Origin of the sequence: Phenylobacterium sp., assembly GCF_031360265.1 — a bacterium.
Classification (GTDB): Bacteria; Pseudomonadota; Alphaproteobacteria; order Caulobacterales; family Caulobacteraceae; genus Phenylobacterium.
Genome location: NZ_JANMBF010000133.1, coordinates 1 through 3,928, shown reverse-complemented (window position 1 = coordinate 3,928; position 3,928 = coordinate 1). Strand labels below are relative to the sequence as shown.

Sequence of the window (3,928 nt, the reverse complement as noted above, 5' to 3'; positions counted from 1 at the left end):
GCATGTTCTGGAGAACGCTCTCCACAGCCTCATGGCCCGGAATTGGGGGTGCCGTGCAGGCGGCAAGCCCGTTCCCAAACGCGAACGGGCCGCCCCCAATGCCTGGGGCGGCCCGCCTCTTTCGTCCTGGACGGACGGTTTACTGCGGCGGCGTCGAGGTCGGGGGCGTTGAGGGAACCTCGGCGGTGACAGGCGCCGGCGCGGCCTCGACCGGCGCGGGCGTCGTGGCGGCGGTTGCGGCGGCGGGGGCGAGGCCATTGAAGGCGGGCAGGGCCGGCGCCGTGGCGGCGGTGTTCACCGAGCTGTCTTCAATGTTTCGCGCCGCGGGCCTGGCGACGGGGGTCGAGACCTGGGTCGTGATGCTGTGACGCGTGACGATCATCCGCGGCGTGGCGGTGCGCGTCGTGGTCGTCGTCGAAGTGGTCGTCGAAGATCGGGTGACGGCCGGCGCCGGGGTCGGCGCGGTGGCCGCGATCTGTGCTGTGGGCTCGGCCGGCGTGACCGTTGTCACCGTCGACGTCGAGCCGGGGGTCAGTTGCGCCACGCCGTTGTCGTGCGGCTGATAGGCATACCAGCCGGCGGCGGCGAGACCGCCGAGGGCGAGGATCCCGGCGGCGATCACCACGGGCGCGACCCCGGACGGGCGGCGCGTGGTCGCCGTAGGGACCGGCGACGCGGCGAATACGCTCGCGCCGGTCGGCGGACGGGTCTCGACGACCTGTTCCGACGCGGTCATCGGCAGTGACGCCATCGGGCGACCGCCGCCGAAGCTGCGGCGTTGCTTGTTGCGCTCCCAGGACGGAACGGCGGCGAAGACCGAGCCATCCGATGAAGTGCGGGAGACGGGGGTAGCGGTGAAATCGACGGACATTTTGAAATCCCTCCTTCGGGAATGATCGGGGGACAAACGGGGTGGGTCGGCGGCCGGTTCCGAACGCCTCGGAATGGTCTCATTTGCGCGATGTCAGGAATGTCTTGACAACAGGGAATGTCAGGAGCTGACTGACAGCCAGGATAAGCCTGACGGAGACGAACATGGCCAAAGCGCCGAAATTCAAGGGGCTTTTCGGAGAAGAGGCCCCCAAGACCTTCTACTGTTCGTTCTGCATCAAGTCGCAGCATGAGGTGGAAAAACTGATCGCCGGGCCCGGTCTGGTGATGATCTGCAACGACTGTGTGGCCATGTGCGAGGTCTATCTGGCGGGCGGAACCCCGGACCTTTCCCGGTTCCCGCCGCCAGCCGAGCTCCCCACCGAGCGCCTGATTGCTCAGCTCCCAGGCGTCGAGGCCACTGTCCGCGGCAAGCGCACTCAGCTGCAATGGGTGATCGATGAACTGCGCCGGCGCGAGGTCAGCTGGGCCGACATCGGCGCGGCGCTGGGCATCTCGCGCCAGTCCGCCTGGGAGCGGTTCTCCTAGCGCCACGCGTCAGGCCCTTGACCGGGCGTCCGGCGCATCCCCAAGCTCGGACCTCAGGTCGGAGACGTGGATGCCCCTCAAGGCCAAGCTGCAGCGCGAGTGGCGTTTCCTGCGCGGGCTGAACCGGACGCTGACGCGCGTGAAGTCGATCGCGCCCGACAGCGCCAACCTGATCTGCGACGACCTGCAGGCCGCCGTCGAAACTTGGCGTGACAGTCCCGCCATCACCTTCGAGGGCCGCACCGTCAGCTACGGCGAGCTCGACGGCATCGCCAATCGCTTCGCCCACTGGGGCCGGGGGCTGGGCCTTCGACGCGGCCAGACCGTGGCGCTGTTCATGCCCAACCGGCTGGAATATTTCGCCGTCTGGTACGGCCTGTCGAAAATCGGCGTGGTCACCGCCCTGATTAACAATCAGCTCTCCGGCCTGGCCCTGTCCCATTGCCTGAGCATCTCCGGCGCCGCCTGTGTGATCGTCGATACAGAGACCGCGCCGGTGTTCGAAGCCGCCCGACCCCTGCTGGAAAAACCCCTGCCGCAATGGATCCTCGGCCCGGCCCACAACGACCAGCGCGATCTCGTCCAGGCGCTGAAGAGCTGCAGCCAGCTGCCGCCAGACCGCGGCGCACGCGAGGCTCTGCGGGCTCGCGACACCGCCCTGCTGATCTTCACCTCCGGCACCACCGGTCTGCCCAAGGCCGCGCGGATCAGCCATGTCCGGGCCCAGCTCTATATGCGCGGCTTCGCGGGCTCGACGGGCGCGACGGCCAACGACCGCATCTATGTGGTCCTGCCGCTGTACCACGCCACCGGCGGCCTCTGCGCGCTCGGCGCGGCGCTGCTCAACGGCGGCTCGGTGGTCCTGCGCCGCAAGTTCTCCGCGACCCACTTCTGGCCCGAGGTGACGCAGGAGGCCTGTACGATGTTCGTCTATATCGGCGAGCTCTGCCGCTACCTGGTCAACCAGCCCCCGGGCGACGACGAGACCCGCCACAGGATCCGTCTGGCCTTTGGCAACGGCCTGCGGCCTGACATCTGGCCGGTGATGAAGCAGCGGTTCGCTATCCCGGAGATCCTGGAGTTCTACGGGTCCACCGAGGGCAATGTCTCGATGTTCAACTTCGACGGACACGACGGCGCGATCGGGCGCGTGCCCAGGTGGCTGCGCGGCCGCTTCAACATTCGCCTGGTGCAGTTCGACATCGAGAGCGAGACGCCGATCCGCGGCGCCGACGGGTTCTGCGTCGAATGCGGTCCCGGCCAGATCGGCGAATGCATCGGCCAGATCGGCGGCGATGCGCGGGCCGAATACACCGGCTACGTCGACAAGGCGGCCTCCGAAAAGAAGGTGCTGCGAGACGTCTTCGTAAAGGGCGACGCCTGGTTCGCCACCGGCGACCTGATGAAGACCGACGCCGACGGCTACTTCTACTTCGTCGACCGCATCGGCGACACCTTCCGCTGGAAGGGCGAGAACGTCTCCACCGGTGAAGTTGCCGAACGGCTGCTGGCCTGCCCGGGGGTGAAGGAAGCCAGCGTCTATGGCGTCGAGGTGGCCGGCTCCGACGGCCGCGCCGGCATGGCTGGACTGGTTGTCGGTCCGGAGTTCGACATCAAGGCCTTCGGCGACGAGATGGCCCGCGAGCTGCCCGCCTACGCCCGACCGGTGTTCGTCCGCATCCTGCCGGCCATCGACACCACCGGCACCTTCAAGCCGCGCAAGATGGACCTGGTCGCCGACGGCTACGATCCCGGCAAGGTCAAGGGCGCGCTCTATTTTCGCGACCCGAAGAAGGGCTATGTGAAAGTCACCAAGGGGGTGTTCGACAAGATCGCCGCCGGCGCCGTGAAGGTCTGACCCATGACGAAGATACTGTTTGCCGTCGCCGCGTCCCTGGCGCTCGCCACCACCGCCCAGGCGCGCGACATGGCCCGGGACAAGGCCGCGATCGAAGCGTCGCTGAGCCAGACCTACGCCCATCTGGACGCCCTCTACAAAGACATCCACCAGCACCCCGAACTCGGCTTCCAGGAGACCGCCACGGCCGCCAAGCTGGCGGCGGAGATGCGCGCGTTGGGCTTCGAGGTGACCGAGCACGTCGGCAGGACCGGCATCGTCGCCATCTTCAGGAACGGCAAGGGCCCCCTCGTGATGGTGCGTACCGAGCTCGATGCGCTGCCCATGGAGGAGAAGACCGGCCTGCCCTACGCCAGCCACGTGATCGCCGACTACAACGGCAAGCCGACGCCGGTGGATCACAGCTGCGGTCATGACATCCACATGGCTGCCTGGGTCGGCGCCGCCCAGCAGCTGGTGGCGATGAAGGCGTCCTGGCACGGCACGCTGATGTTCATTGGCCAGCCGGCGGAAGAACTCGGCCGGGGCGCCCAGGCCATGCTGGCCGATCACCTCTTCGAGCGCTTCGGCAAACCGGACCTCGGCTTCGCCCAGCACGTCGGACCCGCGCCGACGGGGACCCTCAGCTACCGAGCCGGGATCTACAACACC

Annotated in this window: 3 protein-coding genes and 1 pseudogene; 3 read left to right on the top strand and 1 reads right to left on the bottom strand. The window is 67.8% G+C overall.

Annotation, left to right across the window (positions count from 1 at the left end; translation table 11 throughout):
* Window positions 1-139: 139 nt before the first annotated feature.
* Window positions 140-871 (bottom strand): hypothetical protein, encoded by a 732-nt coding sequence (locus RMN86_RS12325; RefSeq protein ID WP_309606138.1) that lies wholly within the window; start codon window positions 869-871, stop codon window positions 140-142.
* 164 nt (window positions 872-1,035) lie between these two features.
* On the opposite strand from RMN86_RS12325, the pseudogene RMN86_RS12320 reads away from it, so the two are divergent.
* The 3 genes and pseudogenes from RMN86_RS12320 to RMN86_RS12310 all read left to right on the top strand — a co-directional run.
* Window positions 1,036-1,188, top strand: a pseudogene (locus tag RMN86_RS12320) (ClpX C4-type zinc finger protein); the annotation flags it as partial.
* 301 nt (window positions 1,189-1,489) lie between these two features.
* The gene (locus tag RMN86_RS12315; protein WP_309606137.1) at window positions 1,490-3,277 is read left to right on the top strand and encodes a long-chain-acyl-CoA synthetase; all 1,788 of its coding nucleotides are present in this window, start codon (window positions 1,490-1,492) and stop codon (window positions 3,275-3,277) included.
* A gap of 3 nt (window positions 3,278-3,280) precedes the next feature.
* Window positions 3,281-3,928, top strand: a 648-nt coding sequence (locus RMN86_RS12310; protein WP_309606136.1) for a M20/M25/M40 family metallo-hydrolase, incomplete at its 3' end; no start/stop codon positions are given.

What these genes read in the sequence shown, in the direction of transcription:
- RMN86_RS12325 (WP_309606138.1), bottom strand. Translation starts at nt 871, where the DNA reads ATGTCCGTCGATTTCACCGCTACCCCCGTCTCCCGCACTTCATCGGAT.
- RMN86_RS12315 (WP_309606137.1), top strand. Translation starts at nt 1,490, where the DNA reads ATGCCCCTCAAGGCCAAGCTGCAGCGCGAGTGGCGTTTCCTGCGCGGG.